This is a genomic window from Peribacillus sp. NPDC060253, assembly GCF_042727425.1.
Lineage (GTDB): Bacteria > Bacillota > Bacilli > Bacillales > DSM-1321 > Peribacillus.
Genome location: NZ_JBHXAS010000274.1, coordinates 1 through 1,373 on the forward strand (window position 1 = coordinate 1; position 1,373 = coordinate 1,373).

Sequence of the window (1,373 nt, forward strand, 5' to 3'; positions counted from 1 at the left end):
AGCTACCCATTAAGAATGGGTAGCAAGTAATACAGGTTATTTGAAAACAATTTGTAGTTTTCCATATACTTTTCCAGAGGAATATCCATCTTTCACATCAACATAAAATTTACCTATTTTCATACCTGTGAATAATGTCTTTCCACCTGCTAAGCTATGATAGCCTGTGCACTTTCCAGTACTAGCATTGCAGAGACGAGACCATAAGTTACTATAATTAGTCAATAACTTACTTCCAGATGAGGTCTTTAAATAGATTGGGGAAACTAGTTCTACCTCTAAGTTACTACCTTGGTTAGGATTTCCAATTTCACCATCCCATTTTCCATCTTCTGTTTGAAAAGAATACTGAGGAACACTTGCTTGAGCAGAAGAAGTACCTAATACCATTCCACCTACCAGAACTAACACAAAGGTACCTAAGATTGAAAATAAGCTTTTTATGTTATTTCCTCCTCCAATCTTTATCCCTTTTATAATATCAGAATAAACTGATTATTGAAATGATTAAAAATGACTATAGCTTCTTAGGTTCAAACATCTTTTGGTTGCTTCATCTTCATCTTTTTACAGTTCTAGTCACTACGTTTGTTGGACTATACTGCCCCGTTTGTGCCCTAAAAAAAAGCTGCCTTAAAGACAGCTTCGCTCTTAAGCTAACGCACCCATTCGTTCAATAAGGATAAATTTTTCTTTAAATACGAAAGGATTGGATTAAGCATTCTTCATTATCAACATTCTGTTTCTTTTCTTCAAAGGCTATATTAAGTTTACTATAAACATTTTTCCAAAATAGAATAGCAGGTTTATTACTAATTAATTCAAGTACGTAATATTTCCCCTTTTTTTGTTCAAACAATTCTTTTAACAAAGTTATTGTAATACCTTTTCTTCGGTATTTTTTCAACACAAAAATATCATTAATACTGTAATCATAGTCTTTTTCTAAAAAAGGTCTTTCCAAGAGTAATAAGAATCCAACAATCGTTGTATCCTTTTTTAGTAAATACGGGGATAAACCCTCTCTCTCCCAAATTAAATCAAATGAATCAAATTCAAAGGAACCATTAGATGAAATCTTTAAACTATCGGTATACTCTGAGAGGTCATATAAATAAAGTGAATACAAGTTCTGTAAAATATGCTTTTTATCTTTAGAAATTGGAATTAAAGAAACGGTCATTGGAATACCACTCTTTCCTATTAATTTATTTCTATTTGATTTGTATAAATTCTACTTTTAAATGAATTTGTCCTTTTTCCACTAATCTGCCCCGATAGTTGCATAAAATCGAGTAGGAGGAGGCGCCTAGCCTCCGACCTCTCACACCACCGTACGTACCGTTCGGTATACGGCGGTTCAGTTTAAGTCT

General features: G+C 32.9%; 2 protein-coding genes. Both read right to left on the reverse strand.

The genetic code is table 11. The features are described 5' to 3' along the window. Positions 1-36: 36 nt before the first annotated feature. On the reverse strand, positions 37-390 hold the full coding sequence (locus tag ACFWE9_RS26960; protein WP_377359679.1) for a hypothetical protein: 354 nt from the start codon (positions 388-390) through the stop codon (positions 37-39). 304 nt (positions 391-694) lie between these two features. Beyond that, a complete protein-coding gene (locus ACFWE9_RS26965) occupies positions 695-1,183 on the reverse strand; it encodes a GNAT family N-acetyltransferase (protein ID WP_230162792.1) in 489 nt (162 codons plus the stop codon). Between the last annotated feature and the right edge of the window lie 190 nt (positions 1,184-1,373).